Raw genomic sequence first — 24110 nt, 5'->3', positions numbered from 1 at the left:
AACGCTACCGCGGCCTGACGCTGGTCCTCCGATAATGAACTGCTCTCAAACATGAACTGCTCCCCGTAAATCAGAACTGAATTCTCAGTCCAACTATCGGGGAGCAGTTCAGAACCAGGACCCGCCTTTTTCAACCCACTAGTGGGCGGTGAGTCGGTTAGACCTTGTTGGCTGCTTCGGCCTGGGTGCTGCCACCGGAGGCGTCGGCCCCGAGTGCCGCACGAAGCTTGGCACCGAGTTCAACGTCGACGTTGGTCCAGTACTGGATGGCCCGTTCCCGGATGGCGTCGATGGTGACGCCGCCGACGGCACCGGTGATGGTCTCGAGGAAGCGAGCCCGCTCACCGTCGTCGAACACCTCGCGGTACAGGGTGCCGGCCTGGCCGAAGTCGTCGTCTTCAGCGTGGAGGGAATGCGCGGCGCGTACCAGATCGCCGTCGTTCTCCCAGCCGCCGTGTGGACCGTACTGCGCCGGGTCAGCCGCGGGGCCGCCCACCGAGTTCGGGGCGTAGACCGGGGTGGAGGGCGAGTTGAAGTCGTAGCGCGCCGCTCCGTCCTTCGAGTAGTTGCGGACCTCGTTCTTCGGCGCATTCACGGGCAGCTGTGCGTGGTTGGTGCCCACGCGGTAGCGGTGTGCGTCAGCGTAGGAGAAGATCCGTGCCTGCAGCATGCGGTCGGGGCTGGCTGCGATACCGGGGACGAAGTTCGACGGCGCGAAAGCGGCCTGCTCGATCTGCGCGAAGTAGTTCTCCGGGTTGCGGTTCAGGGTGAGCTTGCCGACGGGGATCAGCGGGTAGTCGCCCTGCGGCCAGACTTTGGTGAGGTCGAACGGGTTGAAGCGGTAGTCCTTAGCGTCGTCGTACGGCATGATCTGGACCTTGAGGTCCCAGCTGGGGAAGTTGCCAGCGGCGATGTTCTCCGACAGGTCGCGCAGGTGGTGATCGGCGTCCGAGCCGGCAAGCGCCTCGGCCTGGTCTCCGGTCAGCACCTCGTGGCCCTGGTTGGACTTGAAGTGGTACTTGACCCAGGACTTCACGCCGGCTTCGTTGATCCACATGAAGGTGTGCGATCCGTAGCCATTCATGGTGCGCCAGGAGTTGGGCAGACCGCGATCGCCCATCAGCCAGGTCACCTGGTGTGCTGACTCGGGGCTGAGGGTCCAGAAGTCCCACTGCATGTCGGCGTCGCGCAGGTTGGTGCCCGGCAGGCGCTTCTGTGAGTGGATGAAGTCCGGGAACTTGATGCCGTCCCGGATGAAGAAGACGGGGGTGTTGTTGCCGACCAGGTCGTAGTTACCCTCGTCGGTGTAGAACTTCAGGGCGAACCCGCGGGGGTCACGCCAGGTGTCGGGTGAGCCCTGCTCGCCGGCAACCGAGGAGAACCGCAGGAGCGTCTCGGTGACAGCACCTGGCTGGAACAGCGACGCCTTGGTGTATTCGCTGACGTCCGAGGTGACCTCGAAGGTACCGAACGCGCCGCCGCCCTTGGCGTGGACCACGCGCTCGGGGACACGCTCGCGGTTGAACTGTGCCAGCTTCTCGATCAGGTAGTGATCGGTCAGGGGAATGGCACCGTCGCGGCCGAGGCTGGACGAGTTGGCGTCATCAATGACTGGTGCTCCGGATTGGGTGGTGCTGAAGTTCGAAGACATAAGGCTCCTTTGTTGGTGCGGTTAGTGACTTTGGGGTGGTCTGTGAGGGGTGGAACTAGCGACAATCGGCGCAAAGGCCCTGGTAGACGACGTCGGCAATCTGGATCGTCATCGGGCTGGCGCCTTCCGGCCACTGCGGGGTCAGGCAGGGCGCGTGGCCGACGGCGCAATCGACGTCCTCGATGCGGCCGCAGCCGGTGCAGACGGCATGATGATGGTTATCGTCCACGCGGGTCTCGTACCGGGCGGGAGAGTGGGGCGTTTCGATCCGGCGCAGCAATCCCAGTGCGGTCAGATCGGCCAACACCACGTACACGGATTGCACGGTGATGTCGGGTAAATCGACGCGGACGCTGGCGGCGATGTCCTCGGTGGTGGCATGGGGGGACAGGTCGACGGCGGCCAGCACCGCGAGGCGCTGGCGGGTCACCCGGCGCCCGTTGGCACGCAGGGCGGTAGCCCACTGCGCCTCGGCGACTTCCGGTTGTGTTGCCATCTCGGTCATGACCTCAGTCAACCATTTATTCTGAGAAACTCATAATAGGCGCGCCGGTGGCGTTGGGGTGGTCGGGTGTTGGGTACCGTTAGTAGATCACTGAGAGGGATGTTCATGAGCCGATCCATCTGGGAGCACTCCCAAACCGTCGTAGTGGACGGGGTTTCCTGTTCGGTCAGGACCGTCGGAACTGGCAGCCGCGAGGTGGTCCTGATTCATGGGATCGGGGTCTCCACCCGCTATTTCGAACCGCTTGCCGAACGCCTTGCCCGGACCTGCACCGTGCACGCCATTGAGCTGCCCGGGTTCGGGGCGATGCCCGCGCCGCGGCGCCGACTCACGGTCAAGGAGTTTGGCGGTATTGCCGCTGCTGTGATGCGGATCCTCGGAGTGCGCGACGCCGTCGTCGTCGGACACTCAATGGGCTCCCAGGTTGCCGCGGAGGCGGTGCGTGCTGCCCCCGAGTTGGTGGGCCGGCTGGTGCTGCTCGCGCCAACCATCAACGATCGGGAGCGGACCGCTGCCACGCAGATGATGCGTCTGGCGCAAGACACCCTGCGGGAGTCGCCGGTGGCTAACTACATTGTGATTTCCGACTATTTCCGGGCCGGGATGACGTGGTATCTGAAGACTCTGCCTTCCATGCTGGAACACCGGCTGGAGGACGCGCTGCCGGAAATTGCCTGTCCGGTCACTCTGGTGCGGGGAAGCCGCGACCCGATTGTGCCCGCCGACTGGCTTAGTCGACTGGCGGCCACCGGTCAGGACGTGACAACCGGGGAAATCCAGGGGGAGCCCCATGTGATGATGTATCGCTCACCCGAACCCACCGCCCGATTCTGCCTTGGCGAAACATCACGTGTTGCTCGCTAAACGAGCCTGGTCGTGGGTGCTGGACTACGTCTACGTAGGGTATTGGCAGGTGCACGGGTTCCTCTTCCGGGAGGATCCAGCCAGATACCTGATCCCCGACCGTGGTGCCGACCGTGAGGCCGGTCCGCCGGTGCTTCTCATTCCCGGCATCTACGAAACCTGGCAGTTCATGCGCCCGGTCGCGGCTCATCTGGCGTCGGCTGGCCACCCGGTCCATGTGGTCCAGCAGCTCGGGTACAACCGGGGCACCGTCCAGTCCATGGGAAGGTACGTTGCTGAATATCTGGCGGCCCACGACCTGACCGATGTTGTGCTCGTGGCCCACAGCAAGGGCGGGCTTATTGGAAAATACGTGATGACGCAGCCCGACAGCGGAGACCGCGTGCGGCAACTGATCGCCATCAACTCGCCGTTCTCGGGTTCCATCTACGCGAATTTCTTCATCCTGCCGAGTATCAGGGCGTTCTCACCGGGGAACAAGTTCCTCCGCACCCAGCTGGCCAATATTGAGTCAAACGCCCGGATCACCTCCATCTACAGCAGCTTCGACCCCCATATTCCGCAGGGCAGCCAGCTGCCAGGAGCCGAGAATATTCAGCTGCCGACCATGGGGCACTTCAGGATCATCGGCGACAAGCGGCTGCTCGGCGTCGTCGACCAGTCGATCGCCGACCACGGCTCCAGTACGGGCTGAGCGGCAGATAGCTCGTTCGACCTAAGCGCTCCGGTCCTTGCCGAGAGTCCGCGCCCGGTTTGTTTGCCTGGTGCCCCGACCCGCGGCACGCCCGGAGTCCCGCGCCGGAGAGGTTCGCCCCCGATCCCGGCGAACGCAGCAGATATACCGGCGAACGCCCCCGGTATATCTGCTGCGTTCGCCGGTGTGTGGCGCGGTTGCCGGTATCGGCTGCGATGGAAACGCAGTGGTTGCTCAGCCGGGTTCCATGCTCCAGGATCGTTGGTTGCTGGAGGAAACCACTTCGCCGTTACACTTCATAAGTGCCCAGACTCCTCGCCGATATCACCCCTCTGAAAGAGAGCCCTGCGTTCCGCAGACTGTTCTTCGGGATGGCGCTTTCAGCGGTCGGCACTCAGCTGACCCTTGTCGCTGTGAGCCTGCAGGTATACAGCCTGACCGAGTCCAGCCTGAGCGTTGGCCTGCTGGGGTTGTTCGCCCTGGTGCCGCTGGTGGTTGCCGGACTTTACGGCGGTGCGATTGCTGATGCGCATGACCGGCGCAAAGTGGCTCTGGTCTCCGGATTCTTCCTGTGGGGCAGCACCATGGCGATCGCCGCGCAGGCCTGGGCGGGCATCGAGAACGTGTGGCTGCTCTACGCCCTGGTGGCAGTCCACTCGGGCGCCGCAGGAATCAACCAACCCACCCGGACCGCAATCATTCCGCGACTCGTCCGTCCCGAACTGCTGCCGGCCGCCAACGCGCTCAGCATGATCACCTTCGGATTGGCGATGACCGTGGGTCCATTGTTCGCCGGGTTGCTGGTTGCTCAGGTGGGATACGGCTGGACCTATACGGTCGACGTCGTCACCTTCACCGCAGCGCTGTGGGCACTGTTCAAGCTGCCCCCGATGCCCCCGGAAGGCAAGGTCCGGAAAGCTGGCCTCGCCACGGTGCTTGAGGGATTCAGATATCTGGGTACGCGGCCCAATATCCGGATGACGTTCCTGATTGACCTCGCAGCCATGGTGATGGCCCAGCCGCGGGCGTTGCTGCCAGCGATCGGGGCGGTACTCATTGGCGGCGGCGAGCTGACAGTCGGGATCCTGTTGGCCTCTGTTGCCGTCGGGGCTGTCCTCGCGGGGTTGTTCTCCGGGCCGTTGGGCCATATTCACCGGCAAGGTCTGGCCGTGATGTGGTCGGTGATTGGGTGGGGAGCCTCGGTGAGTGCCTTCGGGCTGGTGGTGGTGATGGCGGGCAACTCTCAGGCCGCCGCGCCCGACACCCTGTCCCCGTGGATCATCCCGGCGGCGATCTGCCTGGTCTTCGCCGGGATCTCCGATTCCATCAGCGGCGTTTTCCGCAGCACCATCCTGCAGTCGGCTACCCCCGATGCGATGAGGGGCCGCCTGCAGGGAGTGTTCATCGTCGTCGTGGCCGGTGGCCCGCGGTTGGGTGACATGGTGGCTGGCGGAAACGCCGAGTGGCTGGGCGAGGGCTGGACTGCAGTTTGTGGCGGGTTGCTCTGCATTGTGTTGGTCATCATTTTGATGAAGCGCCAACCACGCTTTGCGCAGTACGATTCACGTAACCCCGAACCGTAACCGCGGGCCAGAACATCATGGTCTGTGAATAGCGCCGGATGTGGAACAGTCCAGTTATTCGGTGCGTTGTAAGGGATGAACGACCGATACTCAAGGAGTTGGCAGTTTCAGTGCATAATCATTTCAATGGCGCCAAGACGGTAATGCTGTTTGGCGCCCTTATGGGTATCTTCCTGGTCTTTGGTGCTGTTATTGCCGGTGCCACGGGCAGTTCAGCCTTCATCTGGATCTTCGCGCTGATCGGCGTGGGTTCGGTGGCGTACAGCTACTGGAACAGCGACAAGCTCGCCATTCGGGCGATGAAGGCAATGCCGGTGACCGAGCAGCAGGCTCCGGCCATGTACCGCATTGTGCGCGAGCTCAGTACCAAAGCAAACAAGCCAATGCCGCGCCTGTACGTTTCACCCACCATGGCGCCCAACGCCTTCGCTACCGGCCGTAACCCCGAGAACTCAGCGGTCTGCTGCACGCAGGGCATCCTGAATCTGCTGAATGAGCGAGAACTGCGCGGCGTGCTGGGACACGAGCTGATGCACGTGTACAACCGCGACATCCTGCTCAGCTCGATGGCAGCCGCGGTGGCCGGTGTGATCACCTCGGTGGCGCAGATGTTCGCGTTCACCGGCATGATGGGCGGCAACCGGAACTCCGGCGGGAACCCCATCGCTGCGATCCTCCTCGCGATCCTGGCGCCCTTCGCCGCCGTGCTGGTGCGCTCAGCCATCGGCCGGACCCGCGAATACGACGCCGATGAGGATGGCGCCAAGCTCACCGGCGACCCGCTCGCCTTGGCTTCGGCGCTGCGGAAGCTGGAGCGCGGCACGCAGCAGGCACCCCTGCCGCAGAGCCAGCAGCTCGTCAACACCTCGCACCTGATGATCGCCAACCCTTTCAAGGGCGGTGGCGTCCAGAAGATGTTCGCCAGTCACCCGCCAATGGACGATCGCGTCCAGCGACTCGAGCGGATGGCCGGCCAAACGCTGTGTGATTTCTTTCTAACCCACGACAGGGGCGGCGCTTCCTTGTCTGGGAGACCCCGCCGTCGTCGTACGTGCGGTTGTTCTGGTGCTGACCTAGACGGTGACCTTGTCTTCAGCAGCAATCCGCTTGAAGGAGCGGGTGCCTTTGACGGCCAGATCGAATTCGGTTTCGATCTCGGCGTTTGCCTTCCAGGTGAGTTTGCTGACCACGATGGCGACGATCAGGTTGAGGAAGAAGCCGGGGACAATCTCGTACATGGTGTCGGCCAGGGGCGAGTTGCCCCAGACGAAGACCACGACGGCGCCAGCAACCATGCCGGCGAGGGCGCCAGGCATGCTGAGCTTCTTCCAGTACAGGGCCAGCAGGACGGTCGGACCGAATGCGGCACCGAAGCCGGCCCACGCGAAGGCGACCAGGGAGAGGATTGACTCGCTGCGGCCGGAGGCCAGGACGATTGCGACAACTGCCACGACCAGGACGCCGAGGCGGCCAAGTACAACGCCCTGCTTGTTGGTCAGGGTGCGTTTGGAGACCATGTTGTAGAGGTCTTCAACGAGTGCCGATGAGCAGACCACGAGCTGTGAGGAGATGGTGCTCATGACTGCCGCGAGAACTGCCGCGAGGATGATGCCCGCCACGAAGGGGTGGAAGAAGGCCTGCGACAGGTCGAGGAACACTGCTTCCGGATCGGTGAGTGACAGGTTCGGGTTTTGCTGGAAGTAGGCGATGCCGACCAGTGCGGTGGAGATGGCGCCGATAACGGTCAGGACCATCCAGCCCACACCAATCCGGCGTCCGGCAACTGCATCCTGAGGGGTGCGCATCGCCATGAACCGAACGATGATGTGGGGCTGTCCGAAGTAGCCGAGACCCCAGGATGCCGCCGAGATGATGGCTACCGTTGATCCGCCGGCGACGATGTTCAGGAAGGATGGATCGACTTCGCGGATGGAATCGGTCAGGCCGCCGAAGCCGCCTACCTCAATGAGACCGATGATCGGAACGAGGATCAGGGCCACCAGCATCAGCACGCCCTGGGCAACGTCGGTGTAGGTTGCTCCCATGAAGCCGCCGAACAGGGTGTAGGCGATGGTAATCGCGGCGACGATGATCATGCCGACGGTGTAGTTGGAGTTGAAGGAGCTTTCGAAGAAGAGTCCGCCCGCCACCATCCCGGATGAGACGTAGAAGGTGAAGAACACGAGGATGATGATTCCGGAAACGACCCGCAGGATCCGTGACTTATCTTTCAGCCTGTTCTCAAGGAAACTTGGCACCGTAATCGAATTGTTCGAGACCTCGGTGTAGCTGCGTAGTCTTGGGGCGACAAATTTCCAGTTCAGCCATGCGCCGGCGGTCAGACCGATGGCTATCCAGATTTCGATCAAACCCGACACATAAATGGCTCCCGGTAGTCCGAGGAGGAGCCACCCTGACATGTCTGAGGCTCCGGCGCTGAGGGCTGCCACACCCGGTTTGAGTCCACGGCCGGCGAGCATGTAGTCGTCGAGATCCGAGGTCTTCCTGAAGGCATACCATCCGATTCCGAGCATGGCGCTCATATAGATCACCATCGCGATGATTTGGAATGTCTGGTCGGGCATGACGGGGTCCTCTCACATTTTTCTTGGAATTTGCTGAGTGCAGCGCCCGACTATGCCAAAGACGGGCGTTATTAGCTAATTAGGTGATAGGAATCACATGCACCAAATGTGCCCGATACCCCTTACGCCGAGTACTCAGATAGGGCGGGCCGACGGCGTTCTAAGTCGCGGCTGCCCGTCAACCACTGCGCTGGTCCCTCTGGTCGACCAGCGCAGTGGTGGTGACTTTCGAGGGGCTATCGGAATGAACCGTTGGTTTTGGAAATGCTGTCCTGCGTTGCAGCCTCATTCGTAGCCGGAAACGGAATACAGGCCTCGACCCGCCAGCCGGTGGAGGCCGCACTGACCGACGCCGACCCACCGAGCTCCTCTGCCCGATCGACTATCGAGTTGATTCCGACTCCGCGGATCCACGTCGTTACCGGGCTACCGTTATCCTTCACCGAGATCCTGAGGTCATCGGCCACCGAGATCGTGACCGTGCACGAGGTAGCATCCGAATGCCGCAGCACGTTTTCAAGCCCCTCGCTCACGATTCGGTATGTTGCCAGTTCCGTAGCTGGCGAAAGTTCAGGGACGATGTCGGGCAGGATGCCGCTGACGGAAAGCGCACGGCCAACATCTCCGTTCGCGTTCGCAATCTTTCGACGAATGGCTTCGACAAATCCAAGCCTGTCGAGTTCCATCGGCCGAAGTCCGTAGACGACGCGACGCACGTCATTGATTGACGATCGCACCTGCTGACGCAGTTCTGCCAGGTGTACCAAAGCCAGGTCCGGATCGTTCGGAATCAGATTGTACGCAGCATCGGCACGCAGAGCGATGCTCGTCAGATCCGGCCCGAGGCCGTCGTGAAGTTCGCGATGGAGACGCTTACGCTCCCACTCCCTTGCCTGCACCGTTGAGGCACGGGCAGCACGCACCTCTTCTGTCAGCTCAATAGCGTGCTGGGCAACCGCCAGCGGCGCGGCTATCAGGGAGAGCACCCGCAGGTCTGAGTCATGCAACTTCCACTCGCCGCGACGTAATCCGACAAGGAGAGTCGCGCGTTTCTTGCCGCGATAGCGCAGGGGAACGGCGGCCAGCCGGGCATGGTCCTCCAACTCCCCGGATGAGGCGATCAGCGTGGCATCCGACTCCTTCTTGACGGCAAGGTAGGGCAATCGGAGGTCGGCTCGGGGGCCGTCAAGGAGGGCGCTGAGGTCATCGCCGGAGCCCTGGATGCGGTCAGCCACCTTCAACGCAGTGCCAGCGATGTCAGCCCTGGAACCGTAAAATGCCCGACTGATCAGCCGATGGAGAAGCAGCCTCACTGGATTGAACGCGACGGCAACGAGGATAACCGCCAGAGTGGCGGCTTCCAGATCGTTCTCAGAGGGGAACAGCAGGGCAAAGGCGCCTACTATCGCGCCATACACCACGATTGTCGTGGCCACTGCCAGCGTGTATACGAGGGTACGAGACAACACCAGCCGGATATCAAGTAGGCGATAGCGCACAATGGCGATAGCAACCGCAACGGGGATAAGGCCGATACTGAGGAGGAGCAATATGGGCCCGTCGCCAGTGATCCATCGTTGGGAATTGAGTAGACCGACGGCGACAACGGCGAGGATAAGCCAGAGCAACTGGCGCCTGGCTTCTTCGCCACCCCTTCTGTAGCGCACAACGAGTGAGACCGTGACCAGGGCGAACAATGCTGCGCTCACGAAATTCAGTGCAAGTTCCACCGGCTCGGGGGCGCGATAGCCAGAAGAAAGCACCGATACCGTTGCTGAGCTCCCCAGCAGGGACTCGGAGGACAACGCAGCAGCGGTGACGTTGTACCCGGTGGTGGCTATGATCGCCGCTGCCACCGGCATCCACCGGCGAGAAAGGAGCTGTCCGGTCGGAAAAAGTAACAGAGCCAGGAGGAACAGGCCGGGGATCCCGATGATCCAGCCAGCGTGGAACAGCGTTGTCAGGGTCCGGGTCAAGAGTGTTGGCCACCCGGCAGCTGTGCCGAGTAGTAGCAAGACCGCAACGGTTGCGCTCAGCAGGTGGCCGCTCCCACAGGCAAGGAAAAGCCAACCAACGGCGTTCGAGGGACGGAACCATCCGATGAGGCTTCCCGATCCGAGCAAACTGATGCCGATCGTGGTGTTGGTCAAGGTGTAGCTCTCGACCAGAAGGTCTGAACCTGTGCCAGAACCTATTGCCGCAATCACGACGAAGACGACCATCAAGGCACCAATACCAGCGATTGCGGTGACCGCTCGCCGACCATGCGGTTCACCCGGTATTGGGAGGACCGAATCGTGAACCACCGAAAGCTCAGACACTACGGCCCAACCCGGCCTCTCGAGCGAGGACGATCGCCTGGCTCCGAGTCGCCACTCCGAGTTTGTGAAAGATCGATGAAACGTGATTTCCCACGGTCTTGGGAGCGAGCTGCAGACGGCGGGAGATGTCCTCATTGCCGATGCCCGCTGCGATGAGATCTAGCACTTCACGCTCACGGAGGGTGATCTGCTGCAAGGGGATAGCGGCCGACGGCGACGCACGGCGGCCCAGCGCTCCTGCCACTACGGCGCTGCTGAATATTGCCTCTCCGGCGGCAACCGCTCGGATGGCTCGCTCGATCTCCTCTTGTTCGGCTCCCTTCACCAGGTAGCCGCGAACTCCGGCCTGGATGGCATCCACCACCATTTCGTCGTCGTCGAACATGGTCAGAATGAGAATCCCGACGCTCGGATTGTGACGCAGGATTTGCTCCGCGGCTTGAATGCCGCCCAAATCGGGCATGCGCAGGTCCATTACGACGACGTCGGGGGTCAGTAACGCTGCTTCCCGCACGGCCTCACGCCCGGACCCCACCTGACCAACAACCTCCATGCCACGGAAGGTGCTGAGGAGTGCGTTAAGACCATGACGCACCACGGGATGATCATCCGCGAGCAGCACCCTGATGACGTCTGGATGCTGACGGGAGCTTGCCATGGTCTGATTATGCACTCCTGAAGTCGGGGTGGGTAGGGTGTGTGCCCCCAGGGCGACCGGGCAGAAGTTCCTGCCCGAAATCGGGATAGGGGGGGGCTGGTCCTCATCCGCCCGTTGCATGACCCAACGATGCTGGGAGTAGGCAATCATCAGTTGCCCGCCCGCACTGCAGGCTTCATCCCATCGGAAAGATCCCATCATGTCCCCCGAATCCCACCAGGCTGCCCTTCCACAAGCAACCTCCGTGACCACCCGGAAGCCGAAGGTGCGAAGGGTTCGCGACTATCGCACCTTCGACCGAATGCTTGCGGCTATTCTCTTGCCTCTCGGCCCCATCGCAGTGTCATTTATTCGGTTCCTTCTGCCTGGAGCTCCGGTGGGCGAAACCATCGCCGTGAACCAGGCTGTGCAGCAAACCGTTCTCTGGTTGGGGGTCGTTGCGTTGTTCACTCTCCTGCCTGGAGCGTGGGCAGCTCTGCAACTGACGAGGAGACACCGCCCAGGCCTCTCGCTTGCAACCGGCGTATTTCTCATTCCCGGGTATCTTGCACTGAGTGTTTTGACGGGGATGGATGCCGCGCTGCTGGCGGCCACCAAAATTGGGCTGACGCCAGAGCAAGTCAGTGCGCTCAGTGATGAATTGCTGAGTCTTCCGAGTCAGGACTTGCTGCTGACGGTCTTCATCATCGGGCACATAGTCGGAGTCGTCCTGCTGGGTATCCTGTGTTTCCGAGCCCGGCTGATGCCCCGAATTGTCGCGCTCCTGCTGATTATCTCCCAACCGCTCCACCTCTTTGCTGTTATCACCGACATTCGGTGGGTTGATCTTCTCGCCTGGAACCTCACGACGCTTGGGATGGCGTTCCTCGCCTGGAAGCTGTTAAGAACGCCGAATGACAGCTGGGAGCTGGGGCCGCACTCCCACGATTCGTCCCGCTAAAGCAACGCGGGTCATATCCTCTCGAGCGCGTCAAGTAGCCCGTTGTTCGACGCCTCGGCGACCACAGCATGCCCGAGTCGTTCCGCCGACTCGCGGTACACAGGTGATGCGAGAATCTCTGCCACTGCCCGCGCGATCCGCTCTACTGGCGCCCGGCGCGATACCGCGATTCCCGCACCCCTGTCAGTCACACGGCGAGAGTTATCCGCCTGATCGCGGCCGTGATGGAGGATCACCATCGGCAGTCCGGCGGACAGGGTTTTGATCACTGTTCCATGGCCGCCATGAGTGATGACTAGTGAGGCGTCGCGCAAGATCGCGGTGTGGGGCGCTGAGTTCACAACTATCACGTTCGTCGCCGTGCGCAGGGCACTAGGGCGAATTGTCGGTCCGGTAGTGACTAGTCCGCGCACTGGGAGCGTGGCGAGAGCGTCAACGATTCTCTGCATGCAGTCGATCTGGTTCTGGAAGGTAGAAGACAGGGCGACCAGCACCAGGGGAGCTCCCCCCTCTGGAGGAGTCCAGGGTTGGTCGACAGCCCAAGCCGGGTCGTCGAGGATAGGGCCGACGTAGCACGCGTTGGCTGGCAGGTCGGCAGGGAAATCAAAAGCCTGCGAAGTGAGCACTAGCTGTCGCCGGGCGTGATGCAGTTGGTCCCAGACGTGTGCGACTGGCTCAAGGCCGGCTGTCGCTCGAACCGAATTGATTGCTTTCAGCGCGTAGCGGTCGAAGAGCAGTGTGCTTCCCGCGTTCGCAATCCGGTCCCGGAGGCGACCCAGTGGGCCGTGTGCGGGAGCCAGACCGCCGCCGAACGGCGGCATCCCCGGCGCGGGAAGCGGGTAGGCATTCGGGATAAGTACGTCGAAGGGCACACCCCGAGCCTCCGCCGCGATCATCGCGCCGAGGGCGGGAAAGGAGGTGAGAACGAGATCGGGGCGAGTCGTGTCTACCTCTGCGGCGGTATCGGTTGCCTGGCTTGGCGCAGGACCTGTGAACATGAGATCGGCCATCGTGCGTGCGAGCGTTAGCGGATTCTTCAGCTCCCAGTCACGGAATTCGTCCGGCGCGGCCCGGGTCCAGGTTTTCAACGTCGCACCCGTGGCCTGTACCTGAGCGGTCATCGATTCATCGGCTAGCACCGTTACCCGGTGACCGCGAGCAACGAGCCGACGTGCGACCCCGAGCTCAGGAGGTACAGTCCCACCGCCATCCGTGAGGGCGAACAAATAGCAGTGACTGATTGTCATGGCCGATCATCCCACGGCGCCGTATTACCCGCCACAGCCCGGAAGATTAAAAGGGCGGGGGCATGTCGGCTGGTGGTGCTGGTGGTGGGTCGGCGGTGGTGAGGTAGGTTTCGCCGAGTGGTGAGATCGCGATGATGGTCCCGGGGTCGGGTTGTTGGTAGTGCCAGTAGCCTTCGGTTTTGAACATGTGGTGGCGTTTACACAGGGCCGCCAGATTCCCGTAGCTGGTCGTCCCTCCTTGGGACCAGGGGGTGGTGTGGTCGAGTTCGCAGAACACCGCCAACCGGTTACATCCCGGATGCCGACACGTCCCATCCCTAACCCGGACCGCATCCTTCAGGTCCTGCGGGACCCGGTACGTGGTCGCATCAGCGCCCAGCCTGGCCCCGGTGAAGGGGTGCGTGAGGATCCTGGTGAACGATGGTGCGTGCCCGGCGAGCTGCCGTGCCGTCTCCGGATCAATCGGCCCATAGCCTTCCAATTCACCCGGGGCATCCCCGCCGAGGAGAGTCATCACCGGAACGGTGACGAACACCTTCGCCTGCACACCCCAATACGTGCCGGCCTCCCGCGGCTGACTAGCTGTTCCCGGCCAGCTCCGGTCAGCACCCGGGCCGGCCCCAGCGGCAGTACCAGGTTCGGTCCCAGCGGCAGCAGCAGGGCCAGCTGGGCCAGCTGGGCCAGCTGGGCCAGCTGGGTCGGGTGCGTCACTCATGTGTCCGGTGGGTCCGGCGCTGGTGAGGACATCCACCAGAACATCGGCCCTGAGTTGGGTGAGGGTCCTGGCCTCGTCGGGGCCTTGCAGGTTACGGGCTGCGGTGTCGACGCGGTGGAAAATCCCGGCGGCCTGTTCGGTAGGCAGGAAGGCTGCGAGCCAGGCCATCCCGTCCTGCGCCGGGTCCAGATACACGCGACGGTCCTGGAGAGCCTTCCGGTGCCGGAGAGTGATCGATTCTGGGTGGAAGATGTCGCGTAACCGTTGGGCCTGGCGGTAAAACTTCGCCACCGTGGTCTTGCAGGCCAGACCGATGAGCTGGGCCTCGAATGCGGCCATCACGGCGGGAACGGTATCCGGGATACCGATCGCTTCCCCGACCACCGCCCACGCGTGACGGCGCGATAACCTGCCATCCTCCAACGCGGTCAGGGTGGCCCGGTAATCGCGGACCAGCAGCTCACTATGGTCAAGCAGGGAACCAGCCGTGCGCTCCGGCAGGCGCAGGGCCGCACCGATCTCCGACGCGCTCAGGGTACGGGCATGCCCCGGGTCACCCACCCAGGAGTGCGACTCGGCGGTGAGGTCATGAAGATGGGTGACCGCCTTCGCTTCCTGCGCATCTACCCAGGACCGCAGCCGGCCAAGGTCCTGCAACACGGCCAGCGTCTGGCCTGAATCCAGGCCGGCGACCGCGGCCAGGACCACCTTCCCGGCCAACGCCGGTGGCCCGTCACCAGAACGCACCCGGCCATCAGAAACAGATCCAGCATCAGCATCAGCATCAGCAAAGGTATCGGGTGCGTCTACCACTGGGGCCGTCCACACAGCGTCGGCACCGAGTGGACCACCCGGACGATGATCGTCGGAAGCCCCCGCTGACGCCCCCGCGGACGCCCCCGCTGAAGCATCCGCGGACCTGTTCGCGGACCCGTTATCAGAAGCCGAATCAGCGGCCGAATCGGAGCCAGAATCCGGGCCCGGCTCGGGGAAGAATCCCGATCCGGCAGAAGAAGCTTTACTGCTTTTCATACCTCCATTCCATCATCGAGCACTGACAAAACAGGGGCCGATTCAGGGTCAACAGAAAATCTATTTCAACTATTTTCAGCACCAAAAATCAGCACCGGAAATCAGACCCCGGAACGCCCGCTGAGCACCCTCCGAACCGTGAATTGACTGCAGGGAGGAGAGCAGCGCTTACCCGACGGCGACCTCCATCGCCACTGCACGGACCGGCGAACCGTCCATTCCGGCGAACGGCAACGGCAGCACCGAGACCCACGGGTCAGCAAAATCGACTGACGCAAGATTGGTCAGGTTCTCAACGATGACACCCTCGGCGCCCAGCAATGCCCGGTGAAAGGGGAGATCCACTTCAGCCCCGGACAGGTCGGTGAGATCCGGGTTGAGGGTATCGACGCCGACCACCGAAATACCGCGATCCAACAAACCAAGCGCAATGTCGGCGTCGAACGCTGGATGCCGCAGGTACAGCTCGGTGCCGAAGTGCTGCGACCAGCCGGTGTGGAACAGCACCATCGCTACGGAGTCCAGATCGGAAAGCTGTGCCTCGACGTCGGACCAGATAAACACGTGACCTGCATCGACCACCGGAAGCCGAACAATGCGGGCCACGCCGACCAGCCGGCTGAGGTCGATCTGATCCACCGACGAGCCACCCTGCACCGTGTGCAACGGTGCGTCCAGATGGGTTCCGGTGTGGGTGCCCGCATGCACCTCGGCTACCTGGAACCCGTCGGCGGCGATCTCGGCCGCAACCGTGATCGTCACCTCCGGGTCACCGGGAAAGACCTGCATCCCACTGACAATGGGATGCGAAAGATCAACGAGCCGCACGGCGTCCGGAATCCGCGTTCGCTGGCGACTCGGAGTCGCTCAGGTGCGAATGCTGGGGCGTCCCGGACACGATCCGCTTGGCCGCGATGGCCCACCCCAGGTACAGCCCGGCCGAAAGGATGAAGGTGGGAATGGTCGCGCCGATCGGGCTTGGCAATGAATAGGTCAGTATCAAGGACGCAGTAGCGCCAATGATCCAGACGGCCACCGCGGCAATATTGACGCCCTTGAAGTACCAGTAGTCTCCGCCGGTGCCACGCAGGATGTCCTTGTTGTAGTGGCGCTTGCGAACAATGTAGTAATCCACCAGCATCACAGCGAACACCGGGATGAACAGCGACCCGATGAGGACCAGGAAAGAGGTGAACTGATCCAGCAAAGCCAACCAGGTGGACCCAACAATCGAGATCGCGCCCAGCACGAGCGCCGTAGGAAGGAATTTGACCTTGCTGGACGGCACCATATTCACCACCGAGGACACCATGCCGTAAACCACCATTGTGTTGGTGGCCATCACTGACAGGAAGATGACCACGGCCAGCGGTGTTCCAAAGGCGGCAACAATGGCGGTGGGGTCGAACGCCACGGCCTCGCCGCCGTCGAGCACTAGATAAGCCACGGTGGTGGCGCCCAGCACCATAGCGAGCACCGTCGACAGCAGGTAGCCGATACCCGAACCGATCATGCCTGCGGCCTGGGACTTCGCCAGGCGGTTGAACTCAGCCGACAGGACGGTCCAGGAGATTGCGGTGGCGATGACGACGTCGAGTACCACCACCCCGGACCAGCCGAGTTCCGGATCGGCTGGCAGGTCAATGAACTCCGAGGGGGCGAAGGTGGTGAACGCCGTAACGAAGATGTACGCCATGAAGGCGAGGATGACCAGGGCAAGCCATGGCTCCACCCGGGCGATGCCGGCGTGACCGAAGATCGCCAGGCACACCACCAACAGCTGACACAGCACCGAGAACAGAATGGGGTTGGAGAAGCCGGTGGCTTGCTCCACCAGGAAATTGACCGTCACTCCGGCCAGCATGGCCTGAACCCAGCTCCAGCCCATCAGGATGATCACGTTCGCGGCGACGGGGAGGAAGGAGCCGCGGAGCCCGAAGGACCCCTTCGTCAGCGACATCGTCGGCAGCCCGGTGCGGGTACCCATGTTGCCCACCAACACCAGAACGGCGCCACCAATGGCTGTACCAAGAATGATCAGCCCGACGGCGAGGGGCCAGCTCACTCCGGGAACAAACAGTGTCCCGGTGAGCAGGGTGGTGACCACCAGGTTGGCGGCCAGCCAGATCATGCCCATACGGCCGGCGCCGAGGGTGCCTCGAATGGGGCCGAAGCCCTCCGAATTCTTCTCAAGATGATTGGATAGCCGGGAAAATGCTGAGCCGGTACGTCCGGTGCTCTGTGTGCTCATGGTGGTTACCTGGCTTCGGGGGAGTTGGGAAGAGGGGATAAGTGTTCGTGGACGGCGAGGATGGACCCGTCGTCGGACCGGTGGAAGACGATCGTCTCGCGTTCGACCGTGGTCTCTCCGGTGTTGAAGGTGGTCGTGACGTCGTGGCAGAACACCGCGGTGTCGCCCAGCAGTTGGATGGACGGGTTACTGCTGAGGCACTCAGTGACCTGCCAGCCCTCGGCAAGCCATGACTGCCAGAGGGCCTCGTATTCGGACCGCCGCTCGAGCCTTCGGTTCTCAGTGTGGAAGACGAAGGTCGCATCGGGGCTGAAGGATGCAAAATACGTTGCGGTGTCGGTCCGCGAGAATGCTGCGACGACGTGAGCCGCTGCGGCTGCGACGTCGTCGTGAGTCAAGTCTTGATTTTCGGTCATGGAGTGCGATCTTCTCTCGAAAGGTCGACGACGATTCGCCGCCTTGTAGCCTGCCAGACAACTTTTGTTTTCAAAGTTTGAGTGACACAGGTAACAAATGTCAAAGGTTTGACCAAAGTTACTTCCACAGCGAACCGAAGAGGGGGATCGGAAAGAGCACAAAAAAGGTGGCGCTCCCGGGTACGGGAGCGCCACCTCAATGGCCAGCTGGTGCCTTAGCGCATGTTCACAAACTGCAGGTCAGCCTCGTCGAAGTTCTTCAGCAGAGCCATGGTGGCTTGTAGGTCGTCGCGGGACTTGGAGCTGACCCGCAGCTCGTCGCCCTGGATGGTGGACTTGACGCCCTTTGGCGCCTCATCGCGGATCAGCTTATTGATCTTCTTCGCCACATCCTGGGCGATGCCCTCTTTGATGGTGGTTTCCAGGCGGAACTCCTTGCCGGAAGCGTAAGGCTCACCGGTGTCCAGTGATTTCAGCGAAATGCCTCGCTTGATCATCTTGGACTGGAGGACGTCGAGGACAGCCAGGACACGCTCTTCGGAGTTGGCTTTCATCAGGATCATTTCACCGCTGAAGTCCACCTCGGCGCCGATGCCCTTGAAATCGTAGCGCTGGACGATTTCCTTCTGCGCCTGGTGCAGGGCGTTGGCAACTTCCTGCTTGTCTACTTTGCTAACTACATCGAAAGTGGATTCGCTCGCCACAATGTCTCCTAGGGGGTAGTGAGAAGGATCTGGTCCAAGCCTAATCGGTTATGCGCCACTGGGCTGCTGCAAATGGCTCCCAGCTGATCTACAGGAAGCCCAGTGTCGGCTCACACCAGCCGGTGAAAGTGTTGGTTCCAATGACCACCCCGGAGGGAAAGAAGCTATGAGCAGCAAGCCGCGTGTCCGGTACCAAGTTCGAGTTCGACATGCCGTGGCCGGGACCTTCCTGGCCGCGTCGTCGGCGGTGTCCATCACCGGCCTCTCCGCGATGCCGGCGGCGGCAGCCAATATGTCGTCGTCGGTCCAGGTTTCGTATCCTGTTTCGGCCAGCTCGGAGCGGTTGGCGGGGGTGCGGTCCGAACTGGATCACGCCGTCGCCCTCGGCTCAGTTACTGACGATCAGGCGGACGCGTTCTATGCCCAGATCGAGCGTCGCGTGAACGCCGGACTGTAGGCCCAATCGCGTCTGTCCGGGGACGATTCGATTCTTGCCCCGATTTTCTGTAAAGTTGTCTTGCCCGCGGTTACCGTGGGTAAACCTCATTTTATGAGGACGTATGGCAGATTACCCGAGCGGCCAAAGGGGGCTGACTGTAAATCAGCTGGCATCGCCTTCACTGGTTCGAATCCAGTATCTGCCACATCGCCGGTAGTCCGGTGAAGTAGCCCGTTTAGATCTCCGCCAAGATCTGGACGGGCTACTTTTTTGCCCATTTGCTGGGGAGAGCGGGCGATCGGCAGGCCCAGACAACGTGCTGCAGCGTGCACTTTTCGAGGATTAATCCGGCGAATCGCCGGGTAATCTTCATCGAGAGCGAACACGGGGAGACATCGGCGAGTAAACTCGTTAGCGTTAAAGCATGGCAACTATTGAAGTAACCGAGGCAACTTTCCCCGAGACCATCGAAACGAACGACATTGTGTTCGTCGATTTCTGGGCTGAATGGTGTGGCCCGTGCAAGCAGTTCGCTCCCGTGTACGACGCCGTTTCGCAGAAGCACGATGACATCACCTTCGCGAAGGTGGACACCGAGGCCGAGCAGTCCCTCGCCGCCGCGGCCGGGATCACCTCGATCCCCACGCTGATGGCTTTCCGCGAAAAGGTGCTGGTGTTCTCGCAGCCCGGCGCGATGAACGCCACCCAGTTCGGTGAACTGGTTGACGCGGTGAAGGGCCTGGACATGAAAGAGGTCCACGAGCAGGTAGCCCAGCAGCAGGCAGCGGCACAGGCCGGAGCCGCTGCAGAGGCACCAGCAGCTGACGCTCCAGTTCAGGACGACCAGAAGACCAGCTAGTCTTCGGACTCAGCTGCAGCTAGACCAAACGAAAACCCCGGATCCCATGAAGGATCCGGGGTTTTCGCGTGCCAGGCGCTGTTGGTGCGTCAGTCGCTGTGGTGGTCAGACGCTTTTGGTGATCTGGACCGGCTCGGCCAACAGGGCACTGAGAGACTCGCCCAGGTCCTGCACCGCCGGACCCCGCAGGTGCTTGTCCATCAGTTCCTCGGACTCCCACCGTTCGGTCAGGACAATGCGGTCCTCAGCAACATCAGTGATCTCGTACCTGATGCATCCAGGCTCGTTGACGACCTGCTCAATGGCTATGTCGAGGGCTAGCTTCACCCGGAAGACCTCGCCGGGGTTGGGGATAAACACGGCCGTCACATCTAGTGGTTCACTCATGGGTTAAGCCTAACGGTGGCGGTGATCCTCGGGCGCGAGCCGAGGACCGTAAGTGGGCTTACGGAACCCACTCGCATACAGCATCCGGACCACCCGTTGCCGATCGCCGGCCCACGGCTTCAGGAGCTGCAGCATCCCGGCGTCGTCGGTCCGCTGCCCAGTCAGTGCGGCGCCCACATAGGCGGCCAGGTGGTAGTCACCGACCGAAATTGAATCAGGGCAGCCGTGCGTGCGCTGCAGAACTTCCGCTGCAGTCCACACGCCGATCCCCGGTACCGAACGCAGGGCCGCTGTGACGTCGGCCGATGACCGGACACCGGCCAGCCGCTCCAACCCAGAGGCCATCGCCACGGCCTTCATGATGGTGTCCGATCGGTGCGCATCGACACCCGCACGATGCCAATCCCAGGACGGCACGCGCCGCCACTGGGCGGGGGTGGGCGGTAGTCGCAATCCGTTCGGAGCTCCGGGCGCCTGCGGAGCCGCATCGCCGTGCCGGGTCAGCAGCCAGCGCCACGCCCGCTTGGCCTCGATTCCGGTCACCTTCTGTTCAAGGATGACGCGCACGACGGCGTCCAGCATCCGTCCGGTCGAAGGTAGCCGCAACCCGGGGTTGAGGTAGCGCCCCTTGCGGGCGATCTCGGGGAGGGTCGCCTGGTAGCCGGGGCTGTCGAAGTGGCTCCAGTCGTCGTCGGCGCCGAGCAGGGCGGGCACCGATTGCAGGGCCGCGGCTGCCCCCGGGCCCCACGCCGTCGCGTGGATGCGCGCCGAGCGGAGGCTTCCGCGTTGTTCCAGCCGGAGGGTGGCGGCGCCGTCGTCGTTCCTGAACGCTAACCAGGCGGCACCCTGGTCCTTGAGGAACGCCGGATCGAACGCGCCGCACTGCAGCGACCCGATGGTTCCCGCCAGGTTATATGGCCCGTCCGGCTCCCACACCGTTGAGCGGGCTGCGCTTGAGGTCAGCACAGGCCCGGAGTCCGGCACACGGCCCGAATCCAGTACAGGCACCGACTCAAGCCCCGTGCCCGACTCCGGGGCGGGGCCCTGGGCAGCGGAAACGGTCATGGGTCAATGGTGTCACGCCGGGCCGACAGTGATCCGATGAGTTGAAGGGTCCGGCGGGTCCGCGTCGTCCGGGAACCAGGGCACTTCGCGGTAACTTTGTAGGTATGAAGTATGCGAACTCCGTAGTGGACCTGATCGGCAACACCCCGCTGGTCAAACTGAACAGTGTGACCGAAGGAATTGCCGCAACCGTCCTGGCGAAGGTGGAATACCTGAACCCCGGCGGCTCCGTCAAAGACCGCATCGCAGTGAAGATCATCGACGCCGCCGAAGCCGAGGGCAAGCTCAAGCCCGGTGGCACCATTGTCGAACCGACGTCCGGCAACACCGGCGTCGGGCTGGCCCTCGTTGCCCAGCAGCGCGGTTACCGCTGCGTCTTCGTGGTGCCCGACAAGGTGGGGGAAGACAAGCGCAACGTCCTGGCCGCGTATGGCGCCGAGGTGGTGGTCACTCCCACCGCCGTCGCACCGGATAGCCCGCAGTCCTACTACGGTGTCTCCGACCGGCTCACCCGCGAGATCCCTGGCGCGTTCAAGCCGGATCAGTTCTCCAACCCCAACGGGCCCTTGAGTCACTACGAGTCCACCGGACCCGAAATCTGGAACGACACCGACGGCAAAATCACCCACTTCGTCACCGGCGTGGGCACCGGCGGCACGATCAGCGGCACCGGGCGTTACCTCAAGGACATGAGCGCTGACCGCCCGACCGGCCCCGTCCGGGTCATCGGCGCCGACCCCGAGGGTTCCATCTACTCCGGCGGCACCGGGCGTCCCTACTTCGTCGAAGGCGTCGGCGAGGACATGTGGCCGGACGCCTATGACCCCACGGTGGCCGACGAAATCCTGGCCGTCACCGACGCCGAGAGCTTCGCCATGACCCGCCGCCTCGCCCGCGAGGAGGGACTGCTGGTGGGCGGTTCCTGCGGCATGGCAGTGGTCGCCGCACTCCGGGTGGCCAAGAACCTGACGGCCGACGACGTCGTCGTCGTCCTCCTGCCCGACGGTGGCCGCGGCTACCTGGGCAAGATCTTCAGTGACGACTGGATGAAGTCGTACGGCTTTATGGAGAGCGGCGACGAAGCCACCGTGGGCGAGATCCTACGTTCGAAGACCGGCAACATGCCGGATCTGGTGCACACGCACCCCACCGAAACCGTGCGCGACGTCATCCACATCATGACCGAGTACGGCGTCTCCAACATCCCGGTCCTGTCGCAGGAGCCCCCGGTCAAGATGGGCGAAGTGCTGGGCTCGGTGGACGAACGCCTGCTCACCGACAAACTTTTCCACGGCGAAGCCAAGCTCACCGACAAAATTTCACTGCACATGAATGACAAGCTGCAACTGATCGGTTCGCTGGAGTCAGTTGCCACCGCACGGGAGCGTCTGGTGGACAGCGACACCCTGATGGTGACGTTCGTCGGCTCACCGGTGGGAATTCTGACGCGCCACGATTTGCTGACCTATATGAGTATCTGACTTCCATACTAAGGAGCACCATGACGCACGCTGAGAATCAGGGCTTCAACACCCGGGCCATCCACGCCGGCCAGACACCGGATCCCACCACGGGTGCAGTCATCCCCCCGCTGTACCAGACCACCACCTTTGCGCAGGACGGCATCGGGCAGCTTCGCAACGGCTACGAGTACGGCCGGGGCACCAACCCGACCCGTGATTCGCTGCAGACCCAGCTCGCCGCACTCGAGGGGGCAACCCACGGGTTCAGCTTCTCGTCGGGGCTGGCCGCCGAGGATTCCCTGATCCGGGCGCTGCTGGCACCGGGGGACCGGATTGTGATGGGCAACGACGTCTACGGCGGCACCTACCGCTTGATCGATAGGGTCCTGGCACCGTGGGGCATCAGCAACGCAGCGGTGGACATGGCGGATCTCGACGCCGTCCGCGCCGCCGTCGGAGACAACACCCGCATGGTGTGGGTCGAGACGCCGTCCAACCCGATGATGAAGGTGACCGACATTGCTGCCGTGGCAAAGATCGCTCACGACGCCGGTGCCATCCTCGTGGTCGACAACACCTTCGCGACACCGTACCTGCAGCAGCCGCTCTCGTTCGGGGCCGACGTCGTCGTCCACTCCACCACCAAGTACATTGGTGGGCACTCCGACGCCAGCGGTGGCGCCGTGATCACCAGCAATGAAGAGATTGCCGAGAAGGTGGGCTTCATCCAGTTCGCCGTCGGTGCTGTCTCGGCGCCAATGGAAGCGTGGCTGACCACACGCGGGCTCAAGACCCTCGGCGTCAGGATGGACCGGCACAGCTCCAACGCCCGGGCCATTGCCGAATGGCTGCAGGGGCGCCCCGAGGTGGAACAGGTCTTCTACCCGGGCCTGCCCGAACACCCCGGCCATGATCTCGCCGCAGCCCAGATGAAGGATTTCGGCGGCATGATTTCGGTGTCGTTCAAGGGCGGCGAGGCGGCCGCACGGAAGGTGGCCGAGTCCACCCACGTGTTCACGCTTGCTGAATCATTGGGTGGGATCGAATCGCTGATGAACTACCCGTCCGCGATGACCCACGCGTCAGTGGCCGGCACAGAGCTGGCCGTCCCGGAGAATCTGATCCGGCTGTCCGTCGGGATTGAGGATGTTGCGGACCTGATTGCCGATCTGGAACAGGCCTTCACCGCCCTCTAGAGGTCTTAAACGAAAACAGACGTCTTGAACGAAAACGCGCCCGCAGTCCAAACTGCGGGCGCGTTTTCTGTGTCCGAGAGGTCTAAGACCGTTTGAAGGGACTCAGCGTCCTGCGGATGAGCCGTCGATACTTGTTCTCCGGTTTCGAGTCGATCGTCTGCAGCCACGCACTGCTGGGCGGCAGCCACAACGGAACGATTGCCAGCAGCATCACCACCGACACCACTGAGAGCCCCGGCGTTCCGCGTAGCAACACCGGCAACCCGACAATGATCCCGATCGTGGTCAGCAGCTCCCGGGCGCTGCGCCTGCCGCGCCGCAGCAGGAACACGAGGAAGAACTGCACCAACGCCAGCACCCCCAGGACGACGCCGAGCCCCACCAGGCCTGCGCGGTCCTGTTCCTGGAGTTGCGCGGACCCGAGGAACGAGCTGGCCGCCACCAGGAACAGGGCTCCCACCACCAGCCACACCACCAGGCCCAGTTTCAGGGTCCAGGGCAGCGGCGGAGGAACTACTTGCGGGGTGCGGGCCAT

At 62.7% G+C, this 24110-nt stretch carries 22 protein-coding genes, 1 tRNA gene and 1 pseudogene; 10 read left to right on the top strand and 14 right to left on the bottom strand.

Annotation, left to right across the window (positions count from 1 at the left end):
• Positions 1-157: 157 nt before the first annotated feature.
• Positions 158-1651, bottom strand: a complete 1494-nt coding sequence (locus ACX80Z_RS03075) for a catalase (protein WP_019481777.1) — start codon at positions 1649-1651, stop codon at positions 158-160.
• 55 nt (positions 1652-1706) lie between these two features.
• Complete coding sequence (locus ACX80Z_RS03070; protein ID WP_019481776.1) at positions 1707-2156, bottom strand: Fur family transcriptional regulator; 450 nt, start codon at positions 2154-2156, stop codon at positions 1707-1709.
• A 105-nt stretch (positions 2157-2261) separates the two neighbouring features.
• On the opposite strand from ACX80Z_RS03070, the gene ACX80Z_RS03065 reads away from it, so the two are divergent.
• The 4 genes and pseudogenes from ACX80Z_RS03065 to htpX form a co-directional block, all read left to right on the top strand.
• Entirely contained in the window at positions 2262-3020 is a 759-nt protein-coding gene (locus ACX80Z_RS03065) for an alpha/beta fold hydrolase (RefSeq protein WP_459314881.1), read from the top strand.
• Entirely contained in the window at positions 3007-3714 is a 708-nt protein-coding gene (locus tag ACX80Z_RS03060) for an esterase/lipase family protein (RefSeq protein ID WP_459314884.1), read from the top strand. The genes ACX80Z_RS03065 and ACX80Z_RS03060 overlap by 14 nt, the downstream gene beginning before the upstream one ends.
• A gap of 302 nt (positions 3715-4016) precedes the next feature.
• Positions 4017-5297 carry an MFS transporter gene (locus ACX80Z_RS03055; protein ID WP_019481773.1) on the top strand — a complete coding sequence of 427 codons (1281 nt, stop codon included), beginning with the start codon at positions 4017-4019 and terminating at the stop codon, positions 5295-5297.
• Positions 5298-5407: 110 nt separating this feature from the next.
• Positions 5408-6280, top strand: a pseudogene (gene htpX, locus ACX80Z_RS03050) (zinc metalloprotease HtpX); the annotation flags it as partial.
• A gap of 90 nt (positions 6281-6370) precedes the next feature.
• On the opposite strand, the gene putP reads toward htpX, so the two are convergent.
• From putP to ACX80Z_RS03035, 3 genes are all read right to left on the bottom strand, one after another.
• Positions 6371-7882, bottom strand: coding sequence for a sodium/proline symporter PutP (putP, locus tag ACX80Z_RS03045; protein WP_019484306.1), 1512 nt, complete (start codon positions 7880-7882; stop codon positions 6371-6373).
• A gap of 236 nt (positions 7883-8118) precedes the next feature.
• On the bottom strand, positions 8119-10203 hold the full coding sequence (locus ACX80Z_RS03040) for a sensor histidine kinase (RefSeq protein WP_459314880.1): 2085 nt from the start codon (positions 10201-10203) through the stop codon (positions 8119-8121).
• Positions 10196-10861 carry a response regulator transcription factor gene (locus tag ACX80Z_RS03035; protein WP_024477053.1) on the bottom strand — a complete coding sequence of 222 codons (666 nt, stop codon included), beginning with the start codon at positions 10859-10861 and terminating at the stop codon, positions 10196-10198. The genes ACX80Z_RS03040 and ACX80Z_RS03035 overlap by 8 nt, the downstream gene beginning before the upstream one ends.
• A 199-nt stretch (positions 10862-11060) precedes the next feature.
• Here ACX80Z_RS03035 and ACX80Z_RS03030 point away from each other — a divergent pair, with 199 nt between their 5' ends.
• Positions 11061-11801, top strand: coding sequence for a hypothetical protein (locus ACX80Z_RS03030; protein WP_024477051.1), 741 nt, complete (start codon positions 11061-11063; stop codon positions 11799-11801).
• Between the two features lie 11 nt (positions 11802-11812).
• Here ACX80Z_RS03030 and ACX80Z_RS03025 read toward each other — a convergent pair whose 3' ends face one another.
• From ACX80Z_RS03025 to ACX80Z_RS03000, 6 genes are all read right to left on the bottom strand, one after another.
• Positions 11813-12922: a glycosyltransferase gene (locus tag ACX80Z_RS03025; protein ID WP_459314879.1), complete on the bottom strand. Its 1110-nt coding sequence runs from the start codon at positions 12920-12922 to the stop codon at positions 11813-11815.
• A gap of 172 nt (positions 12923-13094) precedes the next feature.
• Positions 13095-14795, bottom strand: a complete 1701-nt coding sequence (locus ACX80Z_RS03020) for an HNH endonuclease signature motif containing protein (RefSeq protein ID WP_459314878.1) — start codon at positions 14793-14795, stop codon at positions 13095-13097.
• Between the two features lie 168 nt (positions 14796-14963).
• Entirely contained in the window at positions 14964-15584 is a 621-nt protein-coding gene (locus ACX80Z_RS03015) for a cyclase family protein (protein ID WP_459314877.1), read from the bottom strand.
• A gap of 25 nt (positions 15585-15609) precedes the next feature.
• Positions 15610-17046 (bottom strand): purine-cytosine permease family protein, encoded by a 1437-nt coding sequence (locus tag ACX80Z_RS03010; RefSeq protein ID WP_459314876.1) that lies wholly within the window; start codon positions 17044-17046, stop codon positions 15610-15612.
• A 5-nt stretch (positions 17047-17051) separates the two neighbouring features.
• Positions 17052-17462: a YybH family protein gene (locus tag ACX80Z_RS03005; protein ID WP_024476726.1), complete on the bottom strand. Its 411-nt coding sequence runs from the start codon at positions 17460-17462 to the stop codon at positions 17052-17054.
• A 215-nt stretch (positions 17463-17677) separates the two neighbouring features.
• The gene (locus ACX80Z_RS03000) at positions 17678-18166 is read right to left on the bottom strand and encodes a YajQ family cyclic di-GMP-binding protein (protein WP_019484312.1); all 489 of its coding nucleotides are present in this window, start codon (positions 18164-18166) and stop codon (positions 17678-17680) included.
• Positions 18167-18332: 166 nt separating this feature from the next.
• Between ACX80Z_RS03000 and ACX80Z_RS02995 the strand changes: the two genes are divergently transcribed.
• The 3 genes from ACX80Z_RS02995 (at position 18333) to trxA (ending at position 19464) form a co-directional block, all read left to right on the top strand.
• A complete protein-coding gene (locus ACX80Z_RS02995) occupies positions 18333-18623 on the top strand; it encodes a hypothetical protein (protein WP_019484313.1) in 291 nt (96 codons plus the stop codon).
• A gap of 105 nt (positions 18624-18728) precedes the next feature.
• A tRNA-Tyr gene (locus ACX80Z_RS02990) sits at positions 18729-18810 on the top strand.
• Positions 18811-19029: 219 nt separating this feature from the next.
• Positions 19030-19464, top strand: a complete 435-nt coding sequence (gene trxA / locus ACX80Z_RS02985) for a thioredoxin (protein ID WP_024476725.1) — start codon at positions 19030-19032, stop codon at positions 19462-19464.
• 105 nt (positions 19465-19569) lie between these two features.
• On the opposite strand, the gene ACX80Z_RS02980 is transcribed toward trxA, so the two are convergent.
• Together ACX80Z_RS02980 and ACX80Z_RS02975 are read right to left on the bottom strand one after the other, a co-directional pair.
• Entirely contained in the window at positions 19570-19851 is a 282-nt protein-coding gene (locus ACX80Z_RS02980; protein ID WP_019484315.1) for a putative quinol monooxygenase, read from the bottom strand.
• Positions 19852-19860: 9 nt separating this feature from the next.
• A complete protein-coding gene (locus tag ACX80Z_RS02975; protein ID WP_459314875.1) occupies positions 19861-20916 on the bottom strand; it encodes a DNA-3-methyladenine glycosylase family protein in 1056 nt (351 codons plus the stop codon).
• A gap of 104 nt (positions 20917-21020) precedes the next feature.
• On the opposite strand from ACX80Z_RS02975, the gene ACX80Z_RS02970 reads away from it, so the two are divergent.
• Positions 21021-22397 (top strand): cystathionine beta-synthase, encoded by a 1377-nt coding sequence (locus ACX80Z_RS02970; RefSeq protein ID WP_459314874.1) that lies wholly within the window; start codon positions 21021-21023, stop codon positions 22395-22397.
• A 20-nt stretch (positions 22398-22417) separates the two neighbouring features.
• Positions 22418-23575 (top strand): cystathionine gamma-synthase, encoded by a 1158-nt coding sequence (locus ACX80Z_RS02965; RefSeq protein WP_459314873.1) that lies wholly within the window; start codon positions 22418-22420, stop codon positions 23573-23575.
• Between the two features lie 82 nt (positions 23576-23657).
• Here ACX80Z_RS02965 and ACX80Z_RS02960 read toward each other — a convergent pair whose 3' ends face one another.
• Positions 23658-24110 carry a hypothetical protein gene (locus tag ACX80Z_RS02960; RefSeq protein WP_459314872.1) on the bottom strand — a complete coding sequence of 151 codons (453 nt, stop codon included), beginning with the start codon at positions 24108-24110 and terminating at the stop codon, positions 23658-23660.

Source organism: Arthrobacter sp. TMT4-20 (assembly GCF_054510775.1).
Note: the sequence above shows the minus strand (reverse complement) of the source record. Positions and strands in the feature narration are given on the sequence as shown.